The sequence below is a fragment of the Stenotrophomonas sp. S39 genome (assembly GCF_016624665.1).
GTDB lineage: Bacteria > Pseudomonadota > Gammaproteobacteria > Xanthomonadales > Xanthomonadaceae > Stenotrophomonas.
This window is the reverse complement of record NZ_JACVTT010000003.1, coordinates 31,173-56,274: the sequence shown is the minus strand read 5'-3', so window position 1 is coordinate 56,274 and position 25,102 is coordinate 31,173. Positions and strand designations below refer to the sequence as shown.

24 protein-coding genes are annotated in these 25,102 nt (G+C 57.5%); 9 read left to right on the top strand and 15 right to left on the bottom strand.

The genetic code is table 11. The annotated features are described in order from the left end of the window. Positions 1 to 225: 225 nt before the first annotated feature. From IAE41_RS02420 to IAE41_RS02410, 3 genes are all read left to right on the top strand, one after another. Entirely contained in the window at positions 226 to 753 is a 528-nt protein-coding gene (locus tag IAE41_RS02420) for a hypothetical protein (protein ID WP_200731944.1), read from the top strand. Between the two features lie 915 nt (positions 754 to 1,668). Next, positions 1,669 to 3,243, top strand: coding sequence for a mechanosensitive ion channel domain-containing protein (locus tag IAE41_RS22690; RefSeq protein ID WP_325166972.1), 1,575 nt, complete (start codon positions 1,669 to 1,671; stop codon positions 3,241 to 3,243). A 144-nt stretch (positions 3,244 to 3,387) separates the two neighbouring features. Continuing rightward, positions 3,388 to 4,095 carry a MipA/OmpV family protein gene (locus tag IAE41_RS02410; RefSeq protein ID WP_200731942.1) on the top strand — a complete coding sequence of 236 codons (708 nt, stop codon included), beginning with the start codon at positions 3,388 to 3,390 and terminating at the stop codon, positions 4,093 to 4,095. Positions 4,096 to 4,188: 93 nt separating this feature from the next. On the opposite strand, the gene IAE41_RS02405 is transcribed toward IAE41_RS02410, so the two are convergent. Next, complete coding sequence (locus tag IAE41_RS02405; protein WP_200731941.1) at positions 4,189 to 4,575, bottom strand: hypothetical protein; 387 nt, start codon at positions 4,573 to 4,575, stop codon at positions 4,189 to 4,191. A 15-nt stretch (positions 4,576 to 4,590) separates the two neighbouring features. After that, entirely contained in the window at positions 4,591 to 4,941 is a 351-nt protein-coding gene (locus IAE41_RS02400; RefSeq protein ID WP_200731940.1) for a glycine zipper 2TM domain-containing protein, read from the bottom strand. A gap of 199 nt (positions 4,942 to 5,140) precedes the next feature. Between IAE41_RS02400 and IAE41_RS02395 the strand changes: the two genes are divergently transcribed. Both IAE41_RS02395 and IAE41_RS02390 read left to right on the top strand, forming a co-directional pair. Next, complete coding sequence (locus tag IAE41_RS02395; protein WP_200731939.1) at positions 5,141 to 6,559, top strand: HAMP domain-containing sensor histidine kinase; 1,419 nt, start codon at positions 5,141 to 5,143, stop codon at positions 6,557 to 6,559. Next, positions 6,556 to 7,230, top strand: coding sequence for a response regulator transcription factor (locus IAE41_RS02390; RefSeq protein WP_200731938.1), 675 nt, complete (start codon positions 6,556 to 6,558; stop codon positions 7,228 to 7,230). Before IAE41_RS02395 ends, IAE41_RS02390 begins: the two co-directional genes overlap by 4 nt. A 163-nt stretch (positions 7,231 to 7,393) precedes the next feature. Here IAE41_RS02390 and IAE41_RS02385 read toward each other — a convergent pair whose 3' ends face one another. The 6 genes from IAE41_RS02385 to IAE41_RS02360 form a co-directional block, all read right to left on the bottom strand. Beyond that, complete coding sequence (locus IAE41_RS02385; RefSeq protein ID WP_200731937.1) at positions 7,394 to 8,020, bottom strand: DUF5677 domain-containing protein; 627 nt, start codon at positions 8,018 to 8,020, stop codon at positions 7,394 to 7,396. A gap of 67 nt (positions 8,021 to 8,087) precedes the next feature. Beyond that, positions 8,088 to 9,368, bottom strand: coding sequence for a hypothetical protein (locus tag IAE41_RS02380; protein ID WP_200731936.1), 1,281 nt, complete (start codon positions 9,366 to 9,368; stop codon positions 8,088 to 8,090). A 311-nt stretch (positions 9,369 to 9,679) separates the two neighbouring features. After that, positions 9,680 to 9,961: a hypothetical protein gene (locus tag IAE41_RS02375; RefSeq protein ID WP_200731935.1), complete on the bottom strand. Its 282-nt coding sequence runs from the start codon at positions 9,959 to 9,961 to the stop codon at positions 9,680 to 9,682. A 338-nt stretch (positions 9,962 to 10,299) separates the two neighbouring features. Continuing rightward, the gene (locus tag IAE41_RS02370; protein ID WP_200731934.1) at positions 10,300 to 11,409 is read right to left on the bottom strand and encodes a PIN domain-containing protein; all 1,110 of its coding nucleotides are present in this window, start codon (positions 11,407 to 11,409) and stop codon (positions 10,300 to 10,302) included. 311 nt (positions 11,410 to 11,720) lie between these two features. Next, the gene (locus IAE41_RS02365; protein WP_200731933.1) at positions 11,721 to 12,683 is read right to left on the bottom strand and encodes an NAD-dependent epimerase/dehydratase family protein; all 963 of its coding nucleotides are present in this window, start codon (positions 12,681 to 12,683) and stop codon (positions 11,721 to 11,723) included. Positions 12,684 to 12,877: 194 nt separating this feature from the next. Continuing rightward, positions 12,878 to 13,222 (bottom strand): hypothetical protein, encoded by a 345-nt coding sequence (locus IAE41_RS02360; RefSeq protein ID WP_200731932.1) that lies wholly within the window; start codon positions 13,220 to 13,222, stop codon positions 12,878 to 12,880. 278 nt (positions 13,223 to 13,500) lie between these two features. Between IAE41_RS02360 and IAE41_RS02355 the strand changes: the two genes are divergently transcribed. Further along, positions 13,501 to 14,028 (top strand): hypothetical protein, encoded by a 528-nt coding sequence (locus IAE41_RS02355; protein WP_200731931.1) that lies wholly within the window; start codon positions 13,501 to 13,503, stop codon positions 14,026 to 14,028. A gap of 58 nt (positions 14,029 to 14,086) precedes the next feature. Continuing rightward, complete coding sequence (locus IAE41_RS02350; protein WP_200731930.1) at positions 14,087 to 14,701, top strand: hypothetical protein; 615 nt, start codon at positions 14,087 to 14,089, stop codon at positions 14,699 to 14,701. An 82-nt stretch (positions 14,702 to 14,783) separates the two neighbouring features. Here IAE41_RS02350 and IAE41_RS02345 read toward each other — a convergent pair whose 3' ends face one another. The 7 genes from IAE41_RS02345 to IAE41_RS02315 form a co-directional block, all read right to left on the bottom strand. After that, positions 14,784 to 15,479: an ABC transporter ATP-binding protein gene (locus IAE41_RS02345; RefSeq protein WP_200731929.1), complete on the bottom strand. Its 696-nt coding sequence runs from the start codon at positions 15,477 to 15,479 to the stop codon at positions 14,784 to 14,786. Positions 15,480 to 15,529: 50 nt separating this feature from the next. Further along, positions 15,530 to 16,744 carry an FtsX-like permease family protein gene (locus tag IAE41_RS02340; protein ID WP_200731928.1) on the bottom strand — a complete coding sequence of 405 codons (1,215 nt, stop codon included), beginning with the start codon at positions 16,742 to 16,744 and terminating at the stop codon, positions 15,530 to 15,532. Positions 16,745 to 16,755: 11 nt separating this feature from the next. Further along, the gene (locus IAE41_RS02335) at positions 16,756 to 18,075 is read right to left on the bottom strand and encodes an ABC transporter permease (protein WP_200731927.1); all 1,320 of its coding nucleotides are present in this window, start codon (positions 18,073 to 18,075) and stop codon (positions 16,756 to 16,758) included. Positions 18,076 to 18,131: 56 nt separating this feature from the next. Next, positions 18,132 to 19,739, bottom strand: coding sequence for an ABC transporter ATP-binding protein (locus tag IAE41_RS02330; protein ID WP_200731926.1), 1,608 nt, complete (start codon positions 19,737 to 19,739; stop codon positions 18,132 to 18,134). A 16-nt stretch (positions 19,740 to 19,755) separates the two neighbouring features. Next, positions 19,756 to 22,479, bottom strand: a complete 2,724-nt coding sequence (lanKC, locus tag IAE41_RS02325) for a class III lanthionine synthetase LanKC (RefSeq protein WP_200731925.1) — start codon at positions 22,477 to 22,479, stop codon at positions 19,756 to 19,758. A 107-nt stretch (positions 22,480 to 22,586) separates the two neighbouring features. Continuing rightward, on the bottom strand, positions 22,587 to 22,709 hold the full coding sequence (locus tag IAE41_RS02320) for a class III lanthipeptide (RefSeq protein ID WP_200731924.1): 123 nt from the start codon (positions 22,707 to 22,709) through the stop codon (positions 22,587 to 22,589). 429 nt (positions 22,710 to 23,138) lie between these two features. After that, positions 23,139 to 23,261 carry a class III lanthipeptide gene (locus IAE41_RS02315; protein ID WP_200731923.1) on the bottom strand — a complete coding sequence of 41 codons (123 nt, stop codon included), beginning with the start codon at positions 23,259 to 23,261 and terminating at the stop codon, positions 23,139 to 23,141. Positions 23,262 to 23,875: 614 nt separating this feature from the next. Between IAE41_RS02315 and IAE41_RS02310 the strand changes: the two genes are divergently transcribed. Both IAE41_RS02310 and IAE41_RS02305 read left to right on the top strand, forming a co-directional pair. Further along, positions 23,876 to 23,989 carry a class III lanthipeptide gene (locus IAE41_RS02310; protein WP_200731922.1) on the top strand — a complete coding sequence of 38 codons (114 nt, stop codon included), beginning with the start codon at positions 23,876 to 23,878 and terminating at the stop codon, positions 23,987 to 23,989. A 283-nt stretch (positions 23,990 to 24,272) separates the two neighbouring features. Further along, entirely contained in the window at positions 24,273 to 24,950 is a 678-nt protein-coding gene (locus IAE41_RS02305; protein WP_325166971.1) for an antitoxin Xre/MbcA/ParS toxin-binding domain-containing protein, read from the top strand. Positions 24,951 to 25,102: the final 152 nt, after the last annotated feature.

Below are 25,102 nucleotides of genomic sequence, written 5' to 3'. Positions count from 1 at the left end.
CATGGATATTCTGGACGCCAATCAGGCTGGGGGTACCGCCCACGAACCAGGGACGCAAGCTTCTCTCAAGGTTCTATGCATGCCGTCTGCCAGTCTCAGTCTCAGAAGTGCGTGTCGGCCCACCCCAGCAACTTGGTCGGATCGCCGCCGCTGCCGCCTCTAGCGCCGTGGCGTCGTACCGTCCTGCCATCTAACATGCGCGCTAACTGGCTTCAGGGAGATTGAATGAGCGAGATTCTTAAGTGGATGGAGGCAAGCCTTGGACCAGGCGTAGCTTTGCTCGGTGTGGTCGTGGCAAGGGCCCAGTGGCACACAAACGATGTAAAGCTTCGCCTCGACTCCTACGATCGCAGGCTGCGCGTTTACAAGTCAGCGGTGGGAATGCTGGACGCGATCCGAAGTGAGATCCTGGTGCGAAGGGGCCCAGCCGTGCACGCGACAAACCTCCTGCCTCTTAAGGATTACCAGGATCTTCCTGAAGAGGTGGTTTCGAGTTTTCTAAATTGCCTCATGGAAGCCCCCTTCCTGTTCGATCGCAGCATTGCCAATTTCATGCAGGGCATTGATAAAGACAGGCGTTCCATCGCCAGACTTTCCCGACACCTAGCCGGCACCTTTCCGCTGGACACACAGGGCAGCCGCCAGCTTGACCGCCAGTCGCTTCGAGAGAGCGAGGCGAGAATTGCCCGGGCGCATGAACACATAGAGGCGAAATTCAGGCGCCACCTGAGCCTCAGCAGGCTACAGAACTGACGAACGATCTTCAGACCGGAAGCTTCCAACGACGAGGGTGCGGTACTCGAAGGAAGCACAACTTGACGCTTACGATAGCGACTGAAATCTGAAGCTGGGGAAGCCTTTGCGCTGGCACGTAAGGTTTCCTCAAGGTGGCATGCTCATTCTACGGGGATGCTTGATCACAACGTCCAACCGACAAGTACCCGCCGCTTCAGTTCGTTCCGGGCAGCGCTGATAGTCTGGCTCTTTATAGGAATTTCAACAGCTTCGGCTCAACTACCTACGCCTCTGAACCCCCCTGAGGAACAGTGGCCTGCCGCGGTCGCCCAGCTTGAGAGCCAAGCCGCACAGCTCAGCGACCTGAATGAATCAGCTTCTACTCCTCGTGCCGAGGCTGAGCAACGGTTACGAGTGTTGGCTGAATCTGCACAAGGCCTCCAAGCCAAGCTGGCCGTGCCTGTGTCCCAGGTTCAAGAGCGCATCACTCAACTAGGTGATGCGGCTCAAGACAGTGCGGACGCGACTCTTCGTAGCCGGTCAGGCGAGCTGAGCCAGCAGCTGAAGGCGCTTCAGGATCTGGATAGGAGAGCTGGCTTGGTGCGCTTGTCTGCAGAGCAAGCGCTTAAGACGGCATCCGATGCCCAAGCTATGGCTCTTGGGAAAGAATTGCTCTCCCGCAGTCCATCGCCCCTCAGCACCGAGTTGTGGAAGCCGGCGATTGCTGCCGCCCCATCTATTGCGCGGGCTGCACTTGTAGACCCCTCCTCACCCCAAAGCATTGAGGGATGGAGACGGTCTCTATCGACACTAGCTTGGGCGGCATTACTCTGCCTGGTGACCTACGGAGCGGCGCTGCTGCGCCGAGTCTGTCGATCGTGGTGTGAGGCAGCCCAAGGCTCAGTTCAACCATTCGCGCGAGCAACCCTCGCAGTGGTCACTTTTGCGGCCACATTTGCGCCGACGGCACTCGCATTCGCGACTATCAACGATCTCCTTGACCTATGGATGGTACCGAAGGTTGGCCATGACCTAGCCATCTCGGCGGCCACCGGCTTGCTTTTCAGCGCATTGGCGATCTCACTCTCCCGCGCGATGCTGCAACCAGCAGTGCCTCATCTGCGGGTGGTCTCCATCAACCAACTCAACATAGATCGGTACTGGAAGGCGTCTCTGTGGATCGCCATCGCTATTGGGTTAAGCATCGCTTGCGAGCAGGCCGTGACCAAGTTGAGCTTGAACGAGGATGTCGGCATCCCGCTCAAAGCACTGACTGCCTTCGCCTCAGTTAGCTCGGTGCTAGCTGCGCTGCTTATCCTCCGTACCCGTAGCAGGTCACCCAGCACGCCTGAGCAACACCGCGACGGCGCCGATCCTGCCGCTCTCACAATCGGGATCACGTGGGCCATAAGCCTACTAATTCTGGTTAGTGGCGCCTCCGGCTACATCGTTCTGGCCAATTGGATCATCCAGTGGATGATCTGGGGCAGCATCGTGCTCGCATGCGCCCACTTCGTGATGCTAGTTGTCGACCGAACGGTTCGCTACTGCCTGGAGGTTCGCCCCGCACTGAAGTTAGCAGGGTCCGAAGCGTCACGCGGCATCCGCCAGGCATCGGTGGTGCTCTCTGCGGTGCTGCGCACAGTGGTGATCTTGCTGGCCTGTGGCGCACTCATCATGCCTTTTGGAGCGGGTTTCACCTCTGTTCTAGAGTTGGCCGGAAAGCTGGCAGGCGGAGTGCAGATCGGCCAGATCCGAGTTTCAGCAGGTTCGATATTCACCGGCATCTTGGTATTCCTCGGCGTTGCTGCGCTCATGCGCATGCTGCGGGCGTGGCTAGAAGACTCGTACTTGCCCACGACACGCTTAGCATCTGACGCGCGCGCCTCCATTGTCACAATCGTTGGGTACCTGGGAACGGGCGCAGCCGGCCTGTGGGCGCTTGCCGCCATTGGCGTTGGTGTAGAAAAGCTGGCAATCCTAGCCAGCGCCCTGTCAGTAGGTATTGGCTTCGGGCTCCAAGCCATAACGCAGAACTTCGTTTCCGGCTTAATTCTCTTGGTTGAGCGCCCTATCAAGCTGGGCGACCGGATTAAAGTCGGAGACCTAGACGGCACCGTGCGAAAGGTCAGTGTTCGGTCGACCGAGATCCGTCTGGCTGATCATTCGTCCTTCATCGTGCCGAACTCGGATCTAATCACCAAGCCGGTACAGAACCTGAGTCAGCGCTATGCACGCCCACGTCTCGAGCTATCAGTGTCAGTCTCAATTGCGGGCGATCTGGAGAAGCTACTGGTGCTGATCGATGAGGTGCTTTGCGCGAGCGATGACCTCGCGCCCGGATCCGCTCCCAGCGTCCTTCTGAAGAGCATCGAAGACAACAAGGCAATTCTTCATTGCGGCATATCGCTCGTACCGAGCGCCGACTATGCCGCGGCCCGGCTCCGAACAATCCTCGCGCTTAGAGCTGCTCTCCAAGAGCAGGGCGCGAATCTCTCCATTTCCTGATCCGCCTGTACTCCAGGCCACAGGACTCTTCCTTGCCACAACTGATCTAGCCAGATGAGACCAAACATGCTTCTCCGCCCCGAACTTTCTCCTGCCGCGCTCAAGTCAAGGCTCCCCAGTCGTAGCACGCTCGGTCTTTGTCTGATGGCAGCACTTGCTATTCCAACAAGCGCTCTCGCTAGTGGCTCAATTGGCATTGCAGTCGCGCAATCCTCCCAGCCGTACAGGAGCTACAAAGACGACACTATTCCGGCACCGTTTGTGAGCTGGGAAGGTCAGCGGTTCTACTTCCGCGGCGCAGATGTCGGATTCAAGCTAGTTGAGGGGCAGTCCAGCACGCTTTCTGTCGCCGTCTCGCCAGTCCTGAATCGGTACAAGGCAAGAGATTCCTCTGATCTTCGAATGAGGCAACTGGATGATCGGCGATTTCTAGGCGCCGCCGGCGTGGACTGGAAGGTTCACGGCAGCTGGGGCGTCGTTAACGCAAAGCTCCAGGCGGAGATCACTGGTGTTGGAGGAATGCTTGCTGATCTGAAGTACAGCTATCCAATGCCCATTGGCAAGGTCATCGTCGTCCCTGAGATTGGAGCTGCCTACCAGAGCGAGGAGATTACCAGGCACTACTATCGAGTGTCGGAGAACGAAGCTGCTCGCTCCGGCATGAAACAGTACACACCTGGGGACTCCCTGACACCTTACGGCGGCGTAACTCTCATCATGCCGCTCAGTGAGAAATGGAGCGCCACTGCCAGCATTCGTCGTGCAGTTCTCAGCAACAGCATTACGAACAGCCCGATGACTAACTCGGACTTCCAGGACACCGCTGTGATTACCCTCTCGCGCGCGTTCTGAGAAATTTACTGGCTCAACGCAAACGGGGCGCATGTGCGCCCCGTTATCCCTTACTCAACAAAGCCCGTTAGCGGCAATCAGCCACGGACCACGTTACTTTGCTGATGAGGAAATGGCCGAAGTTTCGGCCATCATCGCCGCGACCATCGCTGCACCAAGCTCCTCTTTGGAGACCTTTCCATCTGCATTAGAGTCAATGAGATCGAAGTTCTGGCTCAGCTGATCGTTGATCTTGGCTTCCTTGCGATCGATGAAGCCATCGCCGTTCTCGTCCGCTGCGGCAAACCCTGCGTCGAATGCGGCGCGCTGGACTGCCATGCGCTTAAGCATGAAGGCATCGAACTCCTGACGACTGATCTGACGATCACCATTGGCATCCATCGCCTGGAATGCGGATTCGATGTACTTCTGAGCGGGGTCGGACTGCGCGTTTGCGGTGCCAGCGAGCGCGATGAGGGTGAGCGCAATTGCATACTTCATATAGATCTCCTGTTCTTAGCGGCCGCGATAGGGGCGGCGATTCCGGTCATGTTCCCAACGATTTCGATCATCCCGTCGCCAGTCACGGTGCCGACGATCGCGCTCCCTTTCCCAGCGACGACGGTCATCGTGATCTTTGGCTGTCACGTTGCCGACGGTACCGCCGGCGAGCGCGCCGCCGACGGTCGCCCAAGGGTCACCGTTGGAGAGAAGAGAGCCGCCGATGCCACCGACCAACGCGCCCACAAGGGTCCGGCGGTCTTTTTTGGACATTGCGGAAGCATCGGAAGGTACTATCGCGGCGCTGAAGCCGAACGCCAGAGCCAGCGCAAGGCTAGGCCCAGCCAATGCAGTTAGCGCTTTCATATTCACGTCTCCTGGATGGGGTTTAAGTGACTCCGAGCAGAGCGAGACTCGCCGAGTGGCCGCCCGTCCTGACAGGTTCAGATTAGGGAGCGAACCTTGAGGAAACCTTGAGGAATCGAAGGAGGCAGTAGTCCATTCATCCAGGAGCTTGAAGCGCGAAGATCGCCCTCACATACGCCTTCCTTGAACAAGTATCGACATGGGCCGACGGCGGTATGATGAGCGCCTCGGCATTCTCATATCTATTGCCTTCATGAATAGAAGATCGTTAGGTACCCAGCTGTCTTGGCGCGTGGGCGTCATTCAGCTGGTTACCTTCTTCGCCTCACTCGCCATTTTTCTCGCTGTGCTTTGGACGCCGGGGATTCACGCAGTCCCACCCCAGCTAGCCAAGCAGGTGGCAAGTGCCTTTGCAATTGATCGCGGGCACTTAATCTTGGCCAGAGAAAAGTTGCCTAGGGGGTTTCTTGAAAAGGAAGGCTCAGCATGGCTCGTGGCCCGGTCGTCGTCTGGCGACCAGGTTCTGTTCGGCAACGTCCCTGAGGAGCTTAGAGCGTTGACTGAGAGCCTGCCCAGGTTGGAGGAGTCGCAACTGCGGAGTGAGGATCAGAGGCTAGCGGCTACTGTGGTTGTGCAAAAGCGGGGCGACGAGAAGATCTGGGTGATGGTTGGTGGCACTCCCGATGACACCATTGCAGCCATCCTCTTTGTCATCGGCCAGTTCATCTTCCTTCCCATATTCCTGCCAGTCCTCATCGCCACGTCCGTCGTCATTCCTTTGGCCATAAGGAGCCGGCTGCGCGCGCTTCGCTCACTGGCTGACGATGCTGCAACGATAGATCTTGGCCAACGTGGCGCGGCACTCAGGACGGAAGGTCTCCCCGCGGAAGTACTTCCCCTGGTTGCCTCTTTCAATCAGGCGCTATCGCGAATTTGGGAAGCGTCTGCTGCTCGGGACCGCTTCCTCAGTGACGCCGCCCATGAGCTCAGGATGCCAATGGCGGTGCTGCGCGCGAGAATGAGCTCATTGCCGCATAGCAAGGAAAAGCTTCGTCTGGTCGGCGATCTGTCCAGGCTAGAAACAATCGCCGAGCAATTGCTGGACCTTCAACGGCTCGGCCGGACCCGCGAGTCCTATAACCTCATCAATATGACTGAGTTGTGCGACAACCTTGCTGCCGAGGTAGCGCCGCTGATCATTGAGCACGGCTACGAGTTCTCCTTCAATGCGGACGCCAACCCAATGATAGTTGAGGGCGATTCCGGCGCATTAGAGCGCATGCTGAAGAACCTCCTACACAATGCGATCAACTACGGCGGCCAAAGGGGCAGCATCGCGTTTGAGGTCTGTAGCGGCGGGCGCATCACCGTATCTGACAGCGGCCCCGGCGTTCCTGAGGAGGAGCGGCAAAGAATCTTTGCACCTTTCTACAGGCTCAATGCTGGCATCAGTGGAAGTGGCTTAGGCCTTCACCTAGCTAGCGAGGTCGCAACCAAGCACGGTGGTCGTATACGTGTCTCGGACTCCTCCACAGGCGGGGCGACCTTTGAAGTACTTCTCCCGACACTGACTGCAACCAATAGCAGCAGACGAAACGAACAAGATGGTGTGCTATGAGAATTCTCCTAGCGGAGGACGACGCCGACTTTGCTGAGGCATTGATTGATGCACTGGTCAGGCAAGGCTTGGCTGTTGACTGGACCCGTACGCTCGCTGCGACCGAGGAGGCCATCCAACAGGCAAGCTATCGCTTGCTGCTCCTGGATCGTCAGTTTCCTGACGGAGATGGCGCGAGCATTGTCCCGCGGGTTCGAGCCGTCCAGGGCGACCTCCCAATCCTGATCCTTACTGCGATGCACCAGGTTGCACACAAAGTCGAGGGCTTGGATGCAGGTGCGGACGATTACTTGGCCAAGCCTTTCGATATGGCCGAGCTGATGGCGCGAGTCCGCGCACTTAGCCGCCGGCCTGCTCGAGCGACGCCCACGATGACTCTGGGCAACCTGACCTTCGACTTCGAATCCAAGCAAGTCTATGTCCGCGGAGAGGAGCTGAAGCTGCCGCGCCGGCAGGTCCTGGTCTTAGAGGCACTTTGCTTCCGCCAAGGGCGAACGGTTCGCCGACACGCACTTGAGCAAGCCGTGTACGGACTTACCGAGCACGTTGAGTCAAACGCGTTGGAGTCCCACATTTCTAGGCTGCGTAGAGCTCTTGTAGAGGCCGGCGTGGAGATCCACACCATGCGAGGAATCGGCTACGTGCTTAAGGAAGTCAGTCCGGAGGAGTGAGCGGCGGAGCCATTGGCGCGCCGATCTAGACTGCACGTCCGATACACTAGGCGCGCGGCCACAACGACAATGGCCCGCACAAGCGGGCCATCGGTTGACACAGTAATCAGCAATGACGCACTGGAGGGAGCAAGCGCCTCAGCGCACGAGTTCAGCGTGAGTACTACGCTGGCTGCTCGCTCCCAACCTTCTCAGCCCACATTGCGCTGGCGATCTCCAGGAGGTCCTTCACATTGTCCAGGAGGACCATGACCTCGGCCTCATTGGGTTCCCACTGGCATGAGAACACGTTGGCGTGCGAGGCGTTCACCGAGTACAACCGATAGATGTTGTAAACGAAGTCAAGATCCAAGCGCCCCAGAATGTTGTAGACACTGATGCCAGGGTCCGAGACCTGGTTCTCAGCATCGGATAGGAACTCTGCAAGTTGCTTACGGTTCTCGGGAGTGAGCACCTCGCGCCCGGCCTTATCATCGCGGCGTTGAGCGCTATCGAGCCCCTTGGCGTTCTTGTGGATATCGTACTTGAACTGCTGTTCAGCGCCTTCAGCGGTGATTACGCCACTGGCCAAGCCGTACATGTACGCGAAATGCTCGATCGAAACGCGATGCACCACTGCCGCGGGGCTGCCGTACTGAACGCTTGCCAATGACACAACGGCCTTGCTGTTTGCGATCAATTTTGCCCAGAACTGCAGGGCCAATTCCTGATCCTGACCCACCTTGGGTGCAAGCTCCTTAAACGTTGCTTCGGCCTTTCGTACGATCTCATCTGCTCTATCAAGTGACATGGCTAGGTCCCTCTTGTTGTAGCTCCAATGGAGCGTTGTGGTGAATTAGTTCAGAACAGAACGCAGGTCAGGCGCTCCCCAACCCGTCAAGAAAGTCATCGAAACCGTTCGCCTGATCGACGCGAAGCGCTTCAAGTCGCGCAATGTGGTCAGCATAGACATCCTCAAACTCCCTCAGCAGGGTTGGCTGCCCTAGGGCCCTAAGCGAGGCCACGATCCGATCCGGCGACCTAGCAAACTTACGAGCGAGGTGCTTGGCGTCGCGCTCCAGGTCGTACTGGGATGCCGCCTCATCTGTCTCGGGGCGAGGCACCAGGAACGAGTCGAACTCTTCGGGCATCACGTACGGGATCCCAACCTGCAGTACCGCATGGAGAGCAGACCGTTCAGCCTCACTCAGCGAATCCGAAGACAGACTCCCTGCATAGAGATGATGCAGCCTTTCGAATACGTCTCGACTAAGTCCCTCGATCGGAATTTCCACGCCCACCCTAAGGGACAGGTGTCGAGATGTCTTGATGCGATTGATAGCAGTGGAAAGCGAATTTGCGCTTAGATCGAACTGCCTGCGGATGCGTGTTTTGGTCTCACTGAAGCTCCCATCACTCCAGGTATTCATGGGAGGTAGTGCATCCGCAATTCTCCTCAGGGTTTCAGGCCCCGACGGACCTGCGAAGCTTCCGCATTCGGCTTCCACCTCGACCGTCATCAACGTATAGCGTAGATCCTCGAGGATCGTACAAAGCTCTGCATATCCATGAGCGAAGTGAGCTAGATCAATATGATCCAGAGTCTCTAGATGCAGCTCGTCACCATCCGAATTGGTCGCATACCTGAATACTTGCCCGGTCGAATCAACCGATTCGAAGTCTTGGATGTATGGCAACAGCTTCTGACAGAGAGCCTCAAGACGCTTGTCCGTTGCCTTGCATATCGCATCAAGCATGCCCCAGTAGAGCTTGATGCTGTGTTTGGTACCAATGTCAGGCTTGGACAAACCTTTGCGGTCGTTTGGAGACCGCAGCTTGAACGTCCTCCAGGCCAAGGGGAGCATATGCTTGATTGCAAGTTCAACGTGATGTCGCGCGCAATAGCAGATTGGATAGACCATCACGTCTTCGATTCGCCCGCGCGCCCACGTCGACCTCGCATTCGAAGGCGGGGCGATCCCCAGCGAGACCAGAAGAACCTCTGTCGCCTTCTCGAATCCGCCAGCGTACAAAGGGAGGTTCTCGATTGATCCAGTGTTGTTCCCCACACACGCATTGTGTTGTGGGTCGGAACCCGCGCTAGCGGCAGACTGAAAGAGAACTCCAGTTCCCGGCTCCAAGGGGCCGTCATTTTTCATATTGGTTCCATCCTGTCATCTATCTGTTCCTGAGGCTAAATCAGGAGGGCTTCTACCCAGATCTAACCAGATGCATCGTCCTGGACTGGGATCAGAGCTTGCTATCGGCAATATGTGTTAGAAGTTGAGCACAACTTTCCCAGAAGCATGCAGTCAGCAGCTACTCTCTGATCATCTACCGGCGAAGGACCCCATCAATTTTCGCCGTAAGCGCGATGGGACTATCGTTCTCCGCTCTACTGCGCCCACTGACTCTCCGCAAGGGGCCTCGGCGCAGTCAACGCAAAGCTCTGAACCAACGCCAGACAGCGCTACACATTCCTTACTGATGCCGCACACGCTTGCGACGTCTGCTCGTAGTTGACCAGGCTATCTTTCAGATCGATCAGCGCCTCGCGAGCGCCGGCCGAGGCTTGGTCCAGCTCAACCTTATGTCCTTCAAGGCCCATTTCATCGACCACTCCGATCAACAGTGTGATCGACTCCAAGAGTGCCTCTACCTGACCTCTGGCCTGCACCAACTCAAGCTCAAACCCCCTTCTGAGCTGGCCTGAAAGCCAAACTGCGTGATCCTCAAGTGTCCAAAGTTGCACTACCAAGGATGCTGGCAGTCCCTGAGCGCGCTTATCGGAGCGCGACCTAAGCGCGAGAACCGCGCTATCCACGCCATCAACTAGACACGCCACGGACACATCTCCCGTGGCTGAAGATAAGGACATCCGATTACTGAGGTGCACTTGGGCAACTGAACACGCCACTTTCTACCGACGCCAAAATTGACGAGAGCCAGTTTACTTAGGCTGCGGAGGCGTACCTTGCCGCAACCTTACGTAATTGCATCCGCACGAAGCGCTGTTACAACCAACAACAAGCGAAGACAGCACTCCAGGGGTCTCTTTACCAGAAAGATAGGATGCCGCATTCGCAGACGTTAGGGCTCGTCTTCGCCACTCTCGTCAGCTTCCAACCCAAGAAGATCGATCATGGCATCGACCAGGCCGCCGTCGGCATTCACAAAATGCTGGTTAAGTACCGCGACATAGAAGCTGCGGACGTCCGGATCAGTGATGATCCAACTGATCTGCCTGTTGTCGATCGCTGCGTCGAAGAGCCGGTTGGCCTCTTGAACAGTAATCAATGGGACGATCTTGCTGAGCTTGGCGATGGCCCGATGCGTGCGCTGGAAGCTTTCGCTGGTGACGAGCTGCTCGATAGCCTGCTGCTTAGCCAACTCGGCTTGCGGATCCACGACGTTGTCAGCGCCGTCTGCAATCGGATTGTCGACCGGCGCCTCAGCAGCGTCCTCAGGGGCGGGCTCCTGCTGGACCTGAATCTCTGCGGGCTGATTGGCTAGATTCTTGTAATAGCTGAGAAGCGATTGGATTGACGAATAGACGTGAAGATTGCACCCGGGCGCCTTCACGGCCCACTCCTTCACCAGGAAGGGCATTGGGCGCGGCTGCTTCCCAACAGGCTGCAATGGGGTTGTAAAGTCGCCATCCTTGGTGACGACATGAAGATCTTCACTGGGCAGGCTCGACAACAGAGTCTCCCAGTTGTAGCGGTCACCAATGTTACTCGGCTTACCCGGCGGATTGCCCTTGTGCATTCTGACGATGGCGCGAGACAGCGCATTTTCGCAGTCATCGTGCCTTACGGATACAGCAAAGAGAGCCCGGATTTGGTGATCGACCTCCAAATCTTCCAAGGCGGCCAAGCCAAGAACATTGCCGACGAGCTTCCTCTGAGCAGCATCGGCGGCCTCAAGGGCAGCTTTGTACTGCTTCGCGGTTTCCATATCCCTCATATGATTTGGGATGCCCGGCGCTGGTTTCGGCCTGTTGAAGTCCGCCACCGCCGAATGGATCTTAGACTCGCGATTCCGCCAGAACTCGTCCTCGACCTGTTTGGGAAGATGCACATTGATCTGATCTGGGCCGATAAGCTTCGTCAGCTCTTCAAGGTCAGATGACCTATCCTCCGAGAATGAGTAAAAGTTCAGAAGTACGTTCGTGTCGATGAAAACGTGGATTGCTGGCATTGTAGTTCCTTTACTTTTTCCAATAACACTCAGGTCTAGCAAACCCCGGAACTCAAGTGCTGGGCCATCCGCAGGTGCCTAGGCCTGAGCAGAGGCGATGCGTTCAACAAGATGCCGCAGCGGTGCAGTCCCGCCATCCAACGTCTGCGCTCCAACATGTGGCAGAGATCTTCAGACCTGCAGCACTCTGGGCCGGCCTTCTTATCACGTCAGATAACAGCACTGGATCTTTCCAATGCGCCCAGACCTGGGAAGGTATGAGCGCTTAGCGGATCAATCATGCCGTCAGCCATAAGAAGTGAGTTCATCCGTCAGGGAGAGTGAATATCTCCCCTAGCGATGGCTGCGGCTACAGATTCCTTGATCGCCTCAAGGCTGGTGTATCGCGGGCGGTACTCCACGCGCCGGCGGGCCTTCCCAATTGAGAACGAGTGGCTTCTGGAGATGTGTTCCCAGGCGTGGTGGGCCTGGGCATCGGACTGCGTTTTCCGCCATTCATCGAAGCTCAGTAGTTCAACATTGGGTTCATGCCCGAACCACCGGTACATTGCCTCGGCATAACCCCGCAAGCTTACTGCGCCTTCCGAGACTACATTGAACGCTTCCCCGATCGAGGCCGAACGGTTGAGGATCGCTTGCAAGATGAAGCCTGCCACATCAGACGCATGAACGTGGTGGAGAGTCTCCGCGCCAAAGTTGGGGAGCTTGATTGGCTTTCCTGCCGCCATGAGAGTAAACACTTCCGCGTCTACGTTTCCATAGGGTGATATTGGCAGCCAGCCAGGTCCAACAATGTGACCGGGGCGGAAGACTGTCGCAGGGAACTGTTCCAGGCGCGCCTGCCGCAACAACCACCGGTCCGTTTGTGCCTTTTTTATACCGTAGTCACCGAAGGGATTGAGGACTGCGTCCTCTGTGGCCGGCACGCTTTCAAGGTGGCCATGCACCCAGATTGAGCTGCAATGAAGAAAGTGCTCGACCTCTCCACGCAGAGCATCAACCAGAGCCTGAGTGCTGCTGAGGTCAAAGGAAATGAGGTCGACGACGATGTCAGGCTCCAGCTCAGCGATTCTGCGCCCGAAGGTGCCATGTGCTTCCTCGGCTACCCTGTCGATGACAACCTGTTGGACGCGGTCCCACGCTGCTTGATTTTCACTATAGCGCTTAGCTTGGCCGCGACTAACGCTGAGGACTTCGTGGCCTTGCTCGACCAGAGAGGGAATCAGGTAGGTCCCGATGTGACCGCTACCGCCTATTACTAAGACACGAGACATTGTCTACTCCAAGGATCAGTTGAAATGCTTTGGCCGCTCGTTTGCTCGCAGAGGATCATCCAAGGTCCACTTGAGGCGGGGCTAGAGCACCGCCCCCCCCGACCTGAGCGAGGCGGCTGTCGGCCGGGCAGGAGGCGTATCCCCTACCCCGACTACGAGTCGCGGGCATGCCCCCCCACCTCACCAGCTAGCCATTACAGCGACTGGAACAAGTCATGGACCTCGGAAAGAGAAGTCGCATTGGAGAAGCGATGAATTGTCTCGCCTTGAACTCCTCCTCGGCGCATCTCAATTTGCTCGATATCGTGCCTGTAGGAGAAGGCGTAGGTCTGGCCACCAATGCGGACCCACAAGACGTTCTTTGTGTCGCCGTCGCGAACCATGACTCGGATGGGCTCATCATCCTCTTTGCGCCAGAGAATCGCCCCCGCAAGCGCAAGAGCGATTTCTCTGACAGCGCCGGCGTGATGATCAGCGCGGTCCATCACTCCGCACAGGTACGATCGCAGTTCTTCCACTTCCTTCACGGTTAGTGCCATGCTCGCCCCTTCATTGTTCCCCGGTATCCAGGCGCGTCCGGCGCCAGATCTATTGCGCTAAGACTCGCCGGGCCGCCCCCTTTTGGCAAGTTCTGGGGCCTCAGCCCCCTCCCCGCCACTGCATCCTCACGGCTTCCCCCGCCTTCCCCGACGAAGTGGGGGAGACTTCGGGTCTTGACCGGCTGGTAGTCCCTGCTTCGGCACTACGCGGAGCCCAGCATAGCGACTGGCTTCGCTAACCGATATGCTCTTAACAGTCTCCAATTCCAGACCGACTGATGGCCGCCCAACCCACGATTGCATCGTTTCTAATTGCGATTACCAGTGCCGTCACCAGTGTGGGCTTGGCCGCAGTTCTGGTGTTTCTCTCCAAGAACTGGGTACTGGCACGACTGACGGAGTCCATCAGGCACGAATACGACGTACGACTTGAGAGCTATAGGTCACAGATCGGTCGACGTGAGCGCGCTTACGAGGAAATCGTGAATGCTCTGTATGACAAGTTGGCGTACTACTCGGTTCACAAGAGAGACTACGGCCAGGGCACGGGCCTGTCCGAAGAGCGAGAGAGGCAATTGCTCCAAACTCACATGAAAGCCTCAGCCTCTTTGCATCGGGCCACTGATGTCGGCTCTCTCTTCATCTCGGAGGAGGCGGTGCAGCTACTGGTGAAGCTGAGAAATCGCCGCCAGCTGGACTTTGAGAACGAGCCCGCATTCGAGTACTTTGACTCTGAGTATGAAGAGCACAAGTCGGCCTTGAACGCGCTTCTGAAAATTGCAGTTCGTGACCTCAAGCGCACCTAGGTCTGGACATGTCGCCGCTCGCTAGCGACCAAGGCTTCATTGGTATGGACAATGCACATTGAGCATACTCAACGTATTACTGCGACCTGACCGACTCCTTGTTGCTGTCGACACCTTGGCAGAGGATGCGCTTACTGGTGAGAAATCGTCGGGCGCCAAACTCCTGCTGATCCCCCAGCACAACCTGGTTCTGGCCACTAGAGGAAGCACCCAGTTCTTCTTGAAGCTCTACGAGCTGACCCTGCAAGCGAGCTTCCGTCGTGACTTCTCGATGGAGCAGCTGGGGCGGGAGCTGGCCCCGGTCATTGATCAACTCTGGCCAGCTTACGAGAAGGCGGCAGCCGATGCCGGCATCTCAGCAAAGGTATGGGGGACAGAACTGGTCTTTGGCGGCTGGTCAACGCAGGCCGAACGACTCGTCGCCACTGCCTATGCCAAACACGACAGCAAAACCAAGACCTTGGTGCAGCCTCTCCAGGGCGGCTTAGCATCTCCTGGTGAGCCGCTTCAAGGGAGGGCTGATAGCTTTGAGCCCCATTCCGTGCTGCAAGCCAGTCGACTTCAAGCGGAGTGGCTGAACAAAGCCGCCGGCAGACAAGTCGCCGGCGGGCGAGCGATCGCTGCGACTCTAGTGCGCGGCCGCTCAAGTATCCAGGACCTTGGGGAGCTCTAGGCGCTCCCCCGTCTACATCCACCGATCAGCTGCAGGCCAAAGCGCTTGTCGCTTGCATCAGCGACAGCATTTGACGGGTTGGCTAAGCTGCGGCAAGGCCGCCTGGTTGCCTGACCAGATCGGACAGATGGCCATCTACAATGTGCACGTTTCGACTGGCCCGAAGTGCCAGTTCCTGATCGTGGGTGACCATGATGATTGTCGCGCCTGCGGAGTTGATCTCTTGAAGGAGCTCCATGACGCTACGGGCCATCTCGGTGTCGAGATTGCCCGTCGGTTCGTCGGCCAGCAGCAGTCTGGGCGTGCCCGCCAAGGCGCGCGCGATTGCCGCCCGCTGCTGCTGACCGCCGGACAGGGCCCCAGGATAGTGCTGGGCCCGGGAACCCAGGCCGACCCTCTCAAGGACACTGGTGATCCTTTCCCTGCGGTCTTTCGCACCAAGGCCTCGATACCGCAGAGGTACGTCAATGTTGTCATAGAGCGTCAGGTCGGGAATCAGGTTGAAGCCTTGGAAGATGAAACCGATCTTCTCGTTTCTGATCCTGCTGCGCTGGCTATCACCCAGACGCGACACATCCTGGCCGTCTAGCTCGTAGGAACCCGCCGTAGATTCCTCAAGCAGGCCTGCAATGTTGAGAAACGTCGACTTTCCGGAGCCGGATGGGCCTGTGACCGCAACAAACTCGCCCTCCCGTACGTGCAGATCCAAGCCCCTGAGGGCATGAGTCTGCACCTGTTCAATCTGAAAGACCTTACTGAGTCCTTGCATCTTCAGCATGCTGCACCTTGGTGTCTTCATGCGCCCGAGTGGGCGCATAGATAAATTGGTCAGAGCGACCGGATCGCCTGAACAGGAGTGATTGCCGAGGCCTTGAGCGCAGGCACCAACACCGCGGCCTGGCCAAGAAGCCACAGCGCGATGGCACTAATAGGCAGGTAGGCCATGGGTAGCCGTGGCAGCTCGTAGAACCGCATCAGGCCCAGATTCATCGCATAGGAAAGGATCAGGCCGGCCGCGATTCCCATCGTTACGATGAGAAAGTTCTCGATCTGGAAGTAGCGAAGGATGTCCGTCCGCGTGGCCCCCAAGGCCCGTCGAATGCCGATCTGCTTTCGGCGCTGTTCCACCCAGTAGCTTGCCAAGCCCACAATCCCTAGCGCTGTAGCGCCCAGCAGCGCGACGATTACCGCTGCGAGCAGACCCATCATGACCTTCGCCCCGCGGAAGTAGTCAGACCTTAGTTCGGACACGGGCCGGCTAGCGGTCTGATCAAAAACCACATCCGGTGCCGCCGCCGACACCACCTTCCCAACCTGACCAAAGATGCGAGGCAAGTCCTGGGGCTTGGCACGCACGACGTACCTGCCAGCGAACTGCGGACCAGCAACGGCGGGAACGATGAGCGACCAATCGTTACCCAGTGCCTCTCCTCCGCCCGGCTGAGACACTACAAGGTGCTCGACTACTCCTATGACCGTAAATCGGGTATCCATCGCCCAGATGCTCTGGCCGACCGCGGCTTGCCCTGGCCAATAGCGATCCGCCAGTTGCTTGGTCACCAGCACCGGGGCATTGGACGGAACGTACTGCTCAATGGGCGCGTACTCTGCAGGTTCGGGCATCCGACCTGACAGCAATTTCAGGCCCAAGGAGTTGAGCGCCACTGCGTCGCCGAGGTAGAAGTCCAGAACCCCACCGGAGCGTTCAAGCGCCTCATCTATGTTCACGCCAGCTCGAACACCAGGATCGCCAAACGGCACTGCGCTGATGACGCCCACGGACTCAACACCAGGAATGGCCCGAATAGCGTTGATGACTCGAGCATTGATGTCATTGGCGTTGTCCGCGCTGAACCCTGAAAGCTGAACCACGCCAAGGGAAGACTCTTCGACACCGCTATCGAGATTGAGCGCCCGGCTCTTCTCCATGAACATGAAGATGGCGTTGCAGAGCACAGCACATGCCAGGGCGATCTCAATGGCAATCAAGAACGTAGCCAAGCGGTGCTTCTTCAACGCTGCAACAATGATTCCAACTTGCATACTGCACTCCCTTAAAGCAGCTTCAGCTGGGCGACCGGCTGGATGGAACTGGCCCGATACGCAGGAATGGCACCTGCTACGAGACTGGTAACCAATGACAATACAAACGTGCCCAGGAACATCGCGACGTCCAAGTGCACCAGATCGGCGTAGGGCACTGGCTGGATACGGATCGTCCACAGACCCAGTAGCGTCAACAGCAAGCCAAGCACGCCGCCAATGGCACCGATCACCGCAGCCTCAACCAAGCACTGCGTAAAGACCGCTACCCTGCTGGCGCCTAATGCACGGCGCAGGCCAATCTCTCCACCGTGCCGCATGAACTTAGCAAGCAGCAGTCCCACTACGTTTGCCAGGCAAATGAGCAGGAAAGCAAATGCCAGAGCGGTCTGGACCTTGACGTCACTGGGAACGACCTGATTGAAGTCCAGCCATCCCATCAGCGACCTCATCCTCGTGTTGTCGTCATGCCTGATGCGACCAAGCCGCTTCTGCTCTGCCGCGTAATTGCGAAGGAATCGATCGTACGCCTGGACACGCTCAGGTCCAGCCAGCTTCACCCACAGCGCCACGGCAACACACGGTGCGCCCTCAAGGACGCCAGGCCGCTCCGGCGCCGCCCAGCAGGTGAACGGCTGGAAATCACCGTCGTTGATTTCCAGGCTGGCCGACAGGGGCAGAAAGACGTCATCGGCAGCGCCGTAGAACCCGGATGTCTCGCCACCGGAGAAGCGTCCGCCTCTGATCTTGTAGAACAGCGGCGATGGCCGCCATGCGCCAAGTACGCCAATGATCTGAAGGTTCGTATCCTTGACTCGGATGCTCTGACCAACGCTGTTACGGCCACCGAACAGCTGTTGATTGAGCCTGTGAGAGATCACTGCAACACGGCTGCGACGTTCATCGTCCTCGGCAACCCATGATCGCCCGTACTGTAGTGGTACGTCGAACATCGTAAAGAAGTCTGCGGTCGTGGAAATGGAGGAGATCATCAACGGCGCCGCGCCAGGGATCTCCGATCGCACCTTGACGGGGTTGGAGACGACCATCGTCTGGCTGTCAGCCTGCTTGGCGGACCAAAGATCATGGGCCGTCCGGTAGTCCATGACGTCATACGGCTCTCGCCCCTTGGACTCCGGGTTCACGTCGACCTGTGGGTAGTAGATATCTCCACTCTTGCCGGGAAGTGGGTCGCCCGAGAGCAGGTGCATCACCGTGAGGGTTGTCATGCTTGCGCCGATGCCCACCGCGATCGCCAAGATCATCAAGCCGGTGATGACCTTGTTCCTGGCCGCGTTGTGCAACGCAACTTTTACGTAGTAGCCAAACATCTAAGCAGTGCTCCTTTACTGTTCCTATCCGTTCCGCGCCCACATCCTTGGCATGGCTATGCCGGCTGCAGCTCTACGCCCTGATCCACGGAAACAGCTGGCAATTCCAAGTCATGAACCTCGTCAAACAGACTTCGGTACTCATGACCTCCGTGCATGATCATCACCAAGGTCCGACCCTTCGTGACCTGCATGATCTTCTCCATTGCGGCCGCCTGGGCACCGACGTCTAGATTGGCAAGTGGCTCGTCCAACACGTAGAGATCGGCAGTCTTTCCAAGAGCCATGGCAAGCGCGACCTTCTGCTGCTGACCTGCCGACAGCTGATCCGGCTGTGCGTCCAGTATCTCTGGTGAACATAGAGCAAGGTGTCTGAGGAGATCAAGATCAGCTCCAAGATCCCTTACCGCCAGCGGTGGAAATGCAAGCGGAAGCGTTGAGGAACTGACGCGTGCAGGCAATGAAATGCTGCCGGCCGTGGGCTGCAAATTCCTCGCGAGGATGTTGGCAAGCGTCGTTTTTCCGGAGCCGTTATCGCCCGTGATGAGGAGCCGTCTGCCAGGCCCGAGGGTCAGGGAGACATTCCGAAGAACCTCCGTCTGTCCATAGGTGAAGCCAACGGAATTGACGATGACGCTGTCCGAATGACAGATCTCCAGAGGCTCCTTCAGCCGGAGGAACTCTGAGATGCGATGGACAGTAGCACCATAGCTCTGCAGCTCTGCCCAGTGCTTGAAGATCGCGATAAGGGTTGTAGCAGCTCGCCAGAAGGCGTTCATGAACGCAATGAAGGAGCCAAAGGTCATCTTCTTCTGAAAGACGAAGAGCGCCCCAACGAAGATCGAACATACGTCCGAGACCACCATGGTCAGGTCGCTCGCGCCTTGCAGCGTACGGACCACTTTGAAACGACGGTATCGCGTGTCCAACAGGTCACTCATCCCAGCATCGAACGACCTCACCGTCTTTCCCGCCAGTCCAAATGTTCCAACCATTTTCAAGCTACCGACAGCCTTGGTGAGGATGCCGAGTACCTCAGCCTCCTTCTCCCGCTCCGTAGATGTCAGCGCCCTGATTCGCTTGCCGACGATCAAGCTGACTACCGTCGCTATCGGGATGATTGCAGCAAGAACTGCGAACGCCTGCCACGAAATGTAGAGAAGAGCGCTGACGAGGGCGACAAACATGGCCACTTTTGCCACCACGCCCCTCACCAGGACAAGCATTGGTACCAAGCCGTCCTTTACGTCAGATCTGATTCGCGAGACGTAATGCCCCACGCCATTGCGCAGGAAGTCGTTGTAACGCTCGCTGTAGAACGCGCGCAGTAGATCCTCGCTAACACGACGGATGATCCGGTTGTCTAGTCGTTGCTGCCAGAGCGAGGTCACATACGCGCAAGCGTTAAGTGAGACGCCAAGCGCAAGATAGCCAAGCACCAAATAGATCAGGCGCGCAAAGTCACCTCTCAGCGATGCCTCGTCGAGGATGGCCTTGATAAGCAGTGGGTGTATCAGCCCCTCCGCCGCCCCGACAGCAGCGGCGACAGCGGTAACCGCCGCATACTCGCCCCGATGCTCGCCGAGCAAGCGCGCAAAATCCCGCCACTCAGTGCGCGCTTGCTTTGGATCTGCCGCGGAACGCGAAGAAGTAGATGAGTTCATCGTGCGCCCCATCCCATTACGCGATCTCTTCGACAAGGTGGCGAGCCGGGTGCGCGCGCAACGTGTCCTTCAAGGTCGAGGCATCCAGGATGTCCAGACAGAAGTCATCGGGGTGTGGCGAACTCAGCCGATGCAGCGCCTGGATGGCACCACTCATGCCTGTAGCGTAGTCGCAGGAAATCCGGAACAGGTTCTCACCTGGGATCATAGCCGTGTCGTCCTCCCCGAATACATAGAGGTCGGTGAGGCCTTGGTAGGGCCTGTCGGCAAGACGGAGATATTTGGAGTCACCTGAATAGACATAGGCATCCACCAGGGTATCGATGAGCCCGGCAAGGCCGTAGATAAGCCCGGGGAAGCCTGAGTACTTGCGATGCAGGTCCATCACCAACGAATCGACCACATCCCACTGACCATACCTGATGGCAACCTTGATGATGCCGGCGGTGCCCTGCTCCACATAAGGCTCATAGGTCGTCACACCCGTAGGCGCCGCGGCGAACGTCGTGATTCCTGGCTCCAACTCGTATCCATGCGAAACGTCATACGCCAAGGCCGAAGCTCCCAGCGACTTCCACTGGGCATCGCCTGTAACTTGCGACAGTCGGAGCAAGAAGAGGGCCACGCCTGCTTGGCCATATCCAAAGCCAATTCGAACAGCGCCGTCCTCCTCCCAGAAGGAGCCGCTCTCAGATTGGAGTGCGGATGCCCGCAGCTCTGCCGCCAGGTCGAGGGCTGCGTCTAAGTACTTCTGGGATTTTGAGGCGACGTAGGCCGCCAGGTTTGCCATGCCGATGCCGGCTGCACCGTAGTACAGGGACACTTGCACCTTGCTGTTTTGGCTCGCGTTGGCCAAGTCAACAAAGCCGAGGCCGACTCCATTCTGGCCGATCGCCAGGTGCGCCCACCCGATCCCAGCCAGGCCAGTCAGTACGCCCGGTGCCGTATTCTTCTGATTCAGCTTACCGATTTCGGAGAAATGCCTCTCAAGTGCCTCGTCGGGTACCACGTAACCGGCACGCGTGAGCGCGTAGATCACACCGGACGAACCAAATCCCAAGCTGCTCGCATTTGTGGAAAGGGCAAACGGGTCACAAGGGAACAAGGTGTACTTTGACTCCAGCCGATAGTTGCGCTGAACGAACCGAGACAAGCGCTGGACCAAGTCTTCAATCGGCTCTGAGGCGCTATGGTGCGCCCTGTAGGGCTCAACTACCAAGGCGTCCTGGCGCAACCGCGCCTCAGCCTGGACCAGATCAATTCGTCCCTGCGCAAGATCCCGAATCAGCTCCAGTACTGGCGTCCCCTCCCATCCGATATCACGAATGATCCGAGGAAGTACATCCTCGAAGAGATCATCCCGAACATAGGCCATGGCCACGATCGGGAACATGGAGTACATCATGATCGCAGCGACTGCATACAGATCGTCTTCGACGCTGCTGACCTTCGCCCTGCTCTTCATCTTGCTTCGGAAACCAGGCGTATGGATGTCATCAGACTCTCCCAACGCTGGCTGGAATGCCGCCTCAAGATCAATCAGGCGCACTTCCAGGGACAGCTTCTCCACAAGGATATTGGGAGGAGACAGATCGCCAATGACCATTCCGGCTTTGTGCGCGGCATCAACAGCTCGGAAGATGTTGGTGAAGATCGTTCGATACATCTCATAGAACTTCTGACTATCCTCAACCGTTGGCTTCACGGTCATCAGAGGAGAGTACTGCAGCATGATCTGTCGCATGTCGTGAGCATCGAAATGCTCCTCGACCATGTAGAAGTTCTCCCAATCCCAGAACGAGTCCAGTACGGCAGGCGCCACCCCTAGCGGGCTGAGAATTTGGAGATTCCCCATTTCGCGCTTCAGGCGAGTGGTCGCATCTCCGCCATTCTCATAGAGCTCGACGTGAGGTCGCGCCTCCTTGATTACCACTTGCTGGCCAGAGGTAGTGTCCTTCGCCAGATACACACCGCCGGTGTTCGAGAAGCCCAAGGCACTCTCGACCAGATACCGGCCATCGTTCAGGGCCATCTCGCCGGCGTCCTCGTCCCCCACCGGGAACGGATCTTCAGCCCACGGCGGTGTCTCGAAGTATGGGGTACGACGATCGGCGATGTAGTCGCCCGCGGGAGATACCAGCATTGGGACCATGCGCCCCATAAAGTCCAGGCGACTGACTTGGATGATCCCGCCGTACCTGTAGTAGATACAGCGACTGTCCTTGTAGCGCCTATCAGAAAGAATGTAGGAACCAATGTTCGATCCAACTTCCTGATACAACAGCTCAATCAGGACCTTGAACTCAGTCTCCGTGCGCGGATAGACCGTGATGAACTTCCCAGAACCACCACGAGGCCAACGCTTGGACGTCATCATTCTCATGGTTCGACAGTCATTGGCGAACTTGAACTGCACGTCGCGCTGAAGTAGAAGCCGGGCGACTGACTCCAGGATGAGCTTGCAGTTCTCTTCAATTGCCGAGAGGTGGATCTTCCACCCCTGGATAGGCAGCGCCGGCACGCCGGAATCCGCAGGGGGAAGGACGTGCGACCAGACGCCGATTCGACGGATGCCCCAGCCCTGACCATGCGTGGCAAGAAGCGGATGGACAAGCGAAGCTAGCTCATCACTTGGCTTGTAGTGATCGTAGTTTGGCTCATAGAAGCGCTCATCACTGCTGATGAAGTTGATCTTGTCCACATGCCGCAGCTCTCGCAGCGTCGAGTTTCCGACTGACATCACGCGCTATCCTTGGAGATGATCGGCCTGACGCCCCTCATTGGGAGGCCCGCAGCCGGTGTTTGCACAAAAGGGCGCCGGAAACCCGACGCCCTTCCACAATCGACTTACGACAGCTTCTGTTCCTGCTCAGGACCGCAGCAGGTGTGGGTCGAGCTGGTCGAGCTGTTACCCATCACGCTGACCGAGGTGTCCAGCGCCAGACGCTGCAGATTCAGTACACGATTCATCTGTTATTTCCTTTGTTTGACTCAAGGAACGCGGCTTCCCTTGACTCATCGTCCTTGGATGAGCGCGCTCCCTGGGAGATGGTGAAGTGATTGCACCGGCGCTTGGCACATGCCAAACGCTAGCGATCCACTCTTACTGCGGCTCCTGCGATCCGGTGTTGCAGCAGGAGTGAGCAGAGCTGGTGCAACTGTTGCCCAGCAAAGAAACACTGCTATCCAGCTGCAACTTCTGAAGGCTGAGAACTCGGTTCATTGAGAGAATCTCTTTCTGAAGGGAGACGCGCCGATTTGCTGCATGCGACCACGTTGGCGTCCATGTGGCATCGGAGACACCCCCATTGCGGGAAGTAGATCAGTAGGCGTGGCAGAACATTAGTGCCACCGCTGCACCTAGGAAGCAGTCAGCAGCACGTCATGCATCAGCAGCTTTTACAGCTGCTGTTCCTGCGAGCTGCCATCACAGCAGCTGTGGGTCGAGCTACCCGAGCTATTGCCCATCACGCTGACAGAGGTATCCAGGGCCAGGCGCTGCAGATTCAGTACACGATTCATAACAACTCTCCATAGTTGACTACGAAATGCCGATCAATCCTGGACATCGTCCAGGCAGTCGGCGGGACACTGCGCACTGACTGGTCAGTAGCGCAGATACGTAGGCAAGGAATTGTTGCTAGGCAGCGCGGGGAGCAAATCGCTCAACCCAAAAAGGTAAGCACACCTCCACATGGTGCACACCTCACTGCTCTGGCTATCCCTTGCCGATACAGACTCCTCCGTGCATGCAATTTGCAAATCATCTTCTCAAGCGAAGGTGCATGTGCAACTGCATATGAACTTGATGGTGCATCAAACTTTGCGTCGAGTCTACCCAACTTCCGATCACGAACATTGCCGGAACATTGCGAACGAGAAGAAGCTTCGCACTCCATTGCTTCGATGCTGCCTAGCAGCATCACAATTCTTTTCGATGACTGTCTTGACGAGAACATCTTCCGGTGTCACTTTGCCGCCTGTCGAGGAGGTGGCAAAGGAAATGCCAGCGCTATTGCGCACGACCACCACCGAGGAATGCCGATATTGCCGGGCTTTTTCCCCGCTTTGATCGGTGTACACCGCCGGCATGGTGTCGGCGGGTTGCTTGTCTTCAACAACTATGGAGAGTTGTCATGAATCGTGTACTGAACCTGCAGCGCCTGGCCCTGGACTCGTCGGTTGGCCTGCTTGGCAACAGCTGCAGCAGCTCGACCCACTCTTGCTGCAACGGTCAGCAGCAGAAGTGATGCAAGAGGAGCGGCGGCGATTGCCGCTGCTCCTTCTGTCTGAGAACTCTAGAGCCGCAGCGCGGCACGAGCGGCGCGATCGCAGAATCGCCTTTTGAGTGGGCGTCCGCTTCTAGTCGAGCGGCAAAGGTCCACTTGGAGACTGTCGACGATGTGTCTTTGAGTCCTATCGTCAGGCACCGTGGAGCAAGCATCGCCACTGGCGGTACCGCTTGGCGACGCTGACTAGACGTATATCTCTAGTGACCAGGTTGACCGAGCTCTGATTGGGGAAGTATTTCCAGTGCGAACGCTTATCGAGCTAGGGCGAAAGGTCGCAGCCAGAAGACGCTTGATACAGATGACCCAGGCGCACGTCGCGGCACAGGCAGGAATATCCTCTGACACGCTGTCGCGACTAGAGCGAGGTAGCCTGTCAGAATTTGGGACTAGGAAGCTGCTTGCGGTGCTGTCCGTGCTCGGCGTGGAGTTGGCCTTCAAGCAAGACGCCCTGAGCGGTAGTCCTCCAGAGTGCGAATTCTGGTCCGGTGGCGACTTGCAGGGGCTGAGCGTATCCTCAGATCCAGTCGACTGGGGAAGGCGAGCCATGGAGAAGCAGCCCATTGGGAGTTCCGACAACGTCAAGCTTTCCGGGCTTCGGATCTTCGCTCGGATCGCAGAGGCTTGGGGACTCGGAGGAGCTGAGCAAGCCCGCGTCTTGGCAATGAGCAACCTTCCGCGCTCAGCCGATGACGTAGATCGACTGGTCGATGACATGACGCTTAGGCGTATCGGTCTTGTGTTCTCGATCTACCGGATCTTGCATACCCTATTCCCCGATCCGAATCAGGCCGATTCTTGGCTGCAACGTCCCAACTCTGGAGCGTTGTTTTCAGGGAAACCAGCTATCGATCTGCTGCTGACTGGAGATCTAAGCACCATCGAGGCTGTGCGGGACCATCTCGATTCGCAACTGGGATGACTCTGGTCGCACCACTGCCGGCAGGCGTGCATCCTGACCTTGTGCTGTTGCAGTCAGCGAGTGTCCCATCTGTGTGCCGCTGCCAAGAATGCGGTGGCGCCGGAGTGGGAAGCACAGCCGGCATGTTCTCCAGCCCCAAGCGCTGGATGCTA

Excerpts from the sequence above, each read along its gene's own strand:
- IAE41_RS02420 (WP_200731944.1), top strand. The coding sequence starts at position 226 with ATGAGCGAGATTCTTAAGTGGATGGAGGCAAGCCTTGGACCAGGCGTA.
- IAE41_RS02410 (WP_200731942.1), top strand. The coding sequence starts at position 3,388 with ATGGCAGCACTTGCTATTCCAACAAGCGCTCTCGCTAGTGGCTCAATT.
- IAE41_RS02405 (WP_200731941.1), bottom strand. The coding sequence starts at position 4,575 with ATGAAGTATGCAATTGCGCTCACCCTCATCGCGCTCGCTGGCACCGCA.
- IAE41_RS02400 (WP_200731940.1), bottom strand. The coding sequence starts at position 4,941 with ATGAAAGCGCTAACTGCATTGGCTGGGCCTAGCCTTGCGCTGGCTCTG.
- IAE41_RS02395 (WP_200731939.1), top strand. The coding sequence starts at position 5,141 with ATGGGCCGACGGCGGTATGATGAGCGCCTCGGCATTCTCATATCTATT.
- IAE41_RS02390 (WP_200731938.1), top strand. The coding sequence starts at position 6,556 with ATGAGAATTCTCCTAGCGGAGGACGACGCCGACTTTGCTGAGGCATTG.
- IAE41_RS02385 (WP_200731937.1), bottom strand. The coding sequence starts at position 8,020 with ATGTCACTTGATAGAGCAGATGAGATCGTACGAAAGGCCGAAGCAACG.
- IAE41_RS02380 (WP_200731936.1), bottom strand. The coding sequence starts at position 9,368 with ATGAAAAATGACGGCCCCTTGGAGCCGGGAACTGGAGTTCTCTTTCAG.
- IAE41_RS02370 (WP_200731934.1), bottom strand. The coding sequence starts at position 11,409 with ATGCCAGCAATCCACGTTTTCATCGACACGAACGTACTTCTGAACTTT.
- IAE41_RS02365 (WP_200731933.1), bottom strand. The coding sequence starts at position 12,683 with ATGTCTCGTGTCTTAGTAATAGGCGGTAGCGGTCACATCGGGACCTAC.
- IAE41_RS02360 (WP_200731932.1), bottom strand. The coding sequence starts at position 13,222 with ATGGCACTAACCGTGAAGGAAGTGGAAGAACTGCGATCGTACCTGTGC.
- IAE41_RS02355 (WP_200731931.1), top strand. The coding sequence starts at position 13,501 with ATGGCCGCCCAACCCACGATTGCATCGTTTCTAATTGCGATTACCAGT.
- IAE41_RS02345 (WP_200731929.1), bottom strand. The coding sequence starts at position 15,479 with ATGCTGAAGATGCAAGGACTCAGTAAGGTCTTTCAGATTGAACAGGTG.
- IAE41_RS02340 (WP_200731928.1), bottom strand. The coding sequence starts at position 16,744 with ATGCAAGTTGGAATCATTGTTGCAGCGTTGAAGAAGCACCGCTTGGCT.
- IAE41_RS02335 (WP_200731927.1), bottom strand. The coding sequence starts at position 18,075 with ATGTTTGGCTACTACGTAAAAGTTGCGTTGCACAACGCGGCCAGGAAC.
- IAE41_RS02330 (WP_200731926.1), bottom strand. The coding sequence starts at position 19,739 with ATGAACTCATCTACTTCTTCGCGTTCCGCGGCAGATCCAAAGCAAGCG.
- lanKC (WP_200731925.1), bottom strand. The coding sequence starts at position 22,479 with ATGTCAGTCGGAAACTCGACGCTGCGAGAGCTGCGGCATGTGGACAAG.
- IAE41_RS02320 (WP_200731924.1), bottom strand. The coding sequence starts at position 22,709 with ATGAATCGTGTACTGAATCTGCAGCGTCTGGCGCTGGACACCTCGGTC.
- IAE41_RS02315 (WP_200731923.1), bottom strand. The coding sequence starts at position 23,261 with ATGAATCGTGTACTGAATCTGCAGCGCCTGGCCCTGGATACCTCTGTC.
- IAE41_RS02310 (WP_200731922.1), top strand. The coding sequence starts at position 23,876 with ATGAATCGTGTACTGAACCTGCAGCGCCTGGCCCTGGACTCGTCGGTT.